We start from the raw sequence: 4,071 nt of genomic DNA on the forward strand, positions 1-4,071 counted from the left end.
TTTGGTTCTCGGTTTACATGAAATTGAAAAAACACAGTTTTCGCTCGTTGGAGGAAAAGGGTTACATTTAGGGGAATTATCAAAAATTCAAGGTATACAAGTACCAGAAGGATTTTGTGTCACAACAGTAGGATATCAAAAAGCCATCGAACAAAACGAAACGTTACAAGTGTTGTTGGATCAGTTGGCGATGCTAAAAGTTGAGGACCGAGATCAGATTGGTAACATCAGCCGGAAGATTCGGCAAATCATTATGGAAGTAGACATTCCTTCCGATGTTGTGAAAGCAGTGGCTCACTATCTCTCCCAGTTTGGCGAGGAACATGCCTATGCCGTGCGTTCTAGTGCGACTGCTGAAGATTTACCACATGCTTCTTTTGCCGGTCAACAAGACACCTATTTAAATATTATTGGCGTCGATGCAATCTTGCAGCATATCAGTAAATGCTGGGCGTCCCTATTTACGGATCGCGCGGTTATTTACCGTATGCAAAATGGATTTGGCCACAGCCAAGTCTATTTATCCGTTATCGTTCAAAGGATGGTTTTCCCTCAGGCTTCGGGAATTTTATTTACCGCTGATCCGATTACCTCAAGCCGAAAGGTGTTATCCATAGATGCCGGTTTTGGACTTGGTGAAGCACTGGTTTCCGGATTGGTGTCTGCCGATTGTTATAAAGTACAGGATGGGCAAATCATCGATAAGAGAATAGCAACTAAAAAATTGGCTATCTACGGACGAAAAGAAGGCGGAACAGAAACACATCAGATCGATTCTGATCAGCAAAAGGCTCAAACACTGACTGATGAACAAATTTTACAGCTGGCACGCATTGGAAGACAGATCGAAGCTCATTTCGGCCAGCCGCAAGATATCGAATGGTGTTTGGCCCGCGATACTTTTTATATTGTACAGAGTCGTCCAATCACTACTTTATTCCCCATCCCTGAAGCGAGTGACCAAGAAAATCACGTCTATATTTCTGTTGGTCATCAACAAATGATGACGGATCCCATAAAACCACTAGGATTGTCTTTTTTTCTGTTGACGACTGCTGCACCTATGCGTAAAGCCGGTGGAAGGCTATTTGTTGATGTCACACATCATCTGGCATCCCCTGACAGCAGAGAAGTTTTCTTAAAAGGCATGGGGCAGCACGATCAGCTCTTAAAAGACGCACTTATGACCATAATAAAGCGACGAGATTTCATAAAGTCGATACCAAATGATAAAACAGCACCAAATCCCAGCAGAGGCAATGCAGATATGCCGGCTCAAGTTGAAAACGATCCGACAATCGTGTCTGATTTGATTGAGAGCAGTCAAACATCGATAGAAGAGTTAAAACAAAACATCCAAACGAAATCAGGATCAGATTTATTTCGTTTTATTCTGGAAGATATCCAGGAATTAAAGAAGATTTTATTTAACCCAGAAAGTTCGGTTGTGATTCGAACTGCTATGAATGCTTCATTATGGATTAACGAAAAAATGAACGAGTGGTTAGGTGAAAAAAACGCAGCAGATACGCTTTCTCAATCTGTACCCCATAATATTACTTCCGAAATGGGTCTTGCGTTATTAGACGTCGCAGATGTGATCCGTCCTTATCCAGAGGTAATTGATTACTTACAACATGTAAAAGATGATAACTTTTTGGATGAACTGGCTAAGTTTGATGGCGGAAGCAAAACCCGAGACGCGATCTATGATTATCTCAGCAAATACGGAATGCGATGTACCGGAGAAATTGATATTACAAGAACTCGATGGAGTGAAAAACCAACTACACTTATCCCAATGATTCTTAATAATATCAATAACAGTGAGCCAAATGCCAGCCATCGAAAATTTGAGCAAGGGCGACAGGAAGCTTTGGAGAAAGAACAAGAGTTATTAGATCGATTGAAGCAATTACCGGATGGTGAACAAAAAGCCAAAGAAACAAAACGAATGATAGATATCATCCGGAATTTCAGCGGGTTTAGGGAATATCCAAAATACGGCATGGTTAATCGATACTTCGTTTATAAGCAGGCTTTACTGAAAGAAGCCGAACAACTCGTGGAAGCGGGCGTTATTCATGAGAAAGAAGATATATATTATCTCACTTTTGAAGAACTTCACGAAGTCGTACGCACACATAAACTGGATTATCAAATCATCAGCACACGAAAAGACGAGTACAAACTATATGAAAAACTATCTCCACCACGTGTTATCACGTCTGATGGTGAAATCGTTACAGGTGAGTATAAACGAGAAAATCTCCCAGCCGGAGCGATTGTAGGTCTACCTGTTTCCTCCGGAGTGATAGAGGGGCGAGCGCGTGTCATTTTAAACATGGAAGATGCTGATTTAGAAGATGGAGATATATTAGTTACCTCCTTTACTGATCCAAGCTGGACACCATTGTTTGTATCCATAAAAGGCTTAGTCACCGAAGTTGGTGGACTGATGACCCATGGAGCTGTTATAGCCCGTGAATATGGCTTACCTGCAGTTGTTGGCGTTGAAAATGCTGCCAAGCTGATAAAAGATGGGCAACGAATTCGCGTTCATGGTACAGAAGGCTACATTGAAATTTTATAATGTCTGATGTGTGTAGAGAGCCATCAGATATTCCGCCATCAGCCCTAACTAGAAGTTGGGAGGCTGCAATTGTACCGAATGATAAAGTTCCCGTTGAACTAACGAAGATCGATAGCACATTAAGAAAAGCTGGAACCTCTTGGAGGAAGTCTGGCTTTTCTATATAAAATTGGCGTAGTGTGCAAAAGCCTCATTTTGCGGGCGGCGCTTCTTTAAAGTGAATTTTTTATTACCAGCATTTAAACTTGTATTTGTGCTTAAAACAAGAGAAAAAGGAGCTAAAAAGCTCCTTTATAAATTTAAACAACTTTTGTATAAATAGCCGTGTAAAACCCGATTGAGTAATCAAAATAATGACGTGTAAGCTTATAAGTATAACCGTTGTATTCTATCGTTGGCTGGAAGTCCATTGGCAGAGGACTAATGCGGTATATAGTGTCATAATCATATTCATCACTTTTTACTGCAACCTCAGACGAAGTGCCAGCAGCCAATGCGGGAACCGCGGATATGAGCATGCCAAAGGATAAAGCAGAACTCAATAAGATTTTCCTAATCTTCAATTACATCAACTCCATTTACAATTTATACATATATTATGTTGTAATTGGAAGTTATTTTGAAAGTGAATAATGGATCATAAAAAGTAAAAATCTCGATTTTAAAGGGAGCAAATATATGTATAGTAGACGACAGTAATGATAAGTATATTTATGCTGGAACCCAAAAAGAAGCAGCATGCAATAATGAGTTTGAAAGCGGAATAAGAGTAAGGGTATGGTTCGAAGGCAACCACATACGAACATTTGAGAAAGAACAAAAAGAAGTAGATCCGTTTGGTGAATGTCCCTTACATATTAACTAAAGTGTAAGTCTATGAAACAATGAATAAAAAATACGAAATATAAGATATTGCTTTTGATGAACTTGTTTTATGTTTTGGGAATGTATAGATAAGTGCAAAACCCAAGAAGAAAACTGTTACAAACCAAGAAGTGTATTGTGGAAAGATGGCGACCGCCAATACCATGATTGTTGAAAAAATAAATGAAGAGTAATGAGTTACTTTATGATCATCATTCAATGAAATCACCTCTACGAATTTTTACCCGATTTAGTCTGTGTATTACCAGCTTGTAAAAGATTCAATATGAGAAAATGAAGAAGTTTCTGGATAGGTTTACACTACAGTTTATTGATATGTAGTTATGGAGTGAGATTGTTAAACATGACGGGAGTGAGAAAGGTTGCCGAAAATCGGAGTAAGCTTGATAGTGCTCATTATTTTCCTTGCAGGCTGCAATAAAAATGAACAAAACGGAGACGAAACAAAGATGCAGAGCCTAGTAGGCTATGTCGTGCTTAAAGACAATAATAGGGCAATTCTCATTACCACTACAGAAACTCCAGTAAAAGAAGATTACGATCTTTCTGAAGGACAACTTATGAACAAGTTTAAAAATAACATAGTAATTGTA

At 39.2% G+C, this 4,071-nt stretch carries 2 protein-coding genes and 2 pseudogenes; 3 read left to right on the forward strand and 1 reads right to left on the reverse strand.

The genetic code is table 11. The annotated features are described in order from the left end of the window. Nucleotide 1: 1 nt before the first annotated feature. Nucleotides 2-2,593, forward strand: coding sequence for a phosphoenolpyruvate synthase (gene ppsA, locus RAC86_RS35985; RefSeq protein ID WP_377886718.1), 2,592 nt, complete (start codon nt 2-4; stop codon nt 2,591-2,593). A 299-nt stretch (nt 2,594-2,892) separates the two neighbouring features. Here ppsA and RAC86_RS35990 read toward each other — a convergent pair whose 3' ends face one another. After that, the gene (locus RAC86_RS35990; RefSeq protein WP_080529402.1) at nt 2,893-3,156 is read right to left on the reverse strand and encodes a hypothetical protein; all 264 of its coding nucleotides are present in this window, start codon (nt 3,154-3,156) and stop codon (nt 2,893-2,895) included. A gap of 95 nt (nt 3,157-3,251) precedes the next feature. On the opposite strand from RAC86_RS35990, the pseudogene RAC86_RS35995 reads away from it, so the two are divergent. Both RAC86_RS35995 and RAC86_RS36000 read left to right on the forward strand, forming a co-directional pair. Then, nucleotides 3,252-3,437 (forward strand): annotated as a pseudogene (locus RAC86_RS35995) (hypothetical protein); the annotation flags it as partial. A gap of 403 nt (nt 3,438-3,840) precedes the next feature. Further along, nucleotides 3,841-4,071: pseudogene (locus tag RAC86_RS36000) on the forward strand (DUF3221 domain-containing protein); the annotation flags it as partial.

This window comes from Bacillus sp. LR_5 (assembly GCF_042709275.1).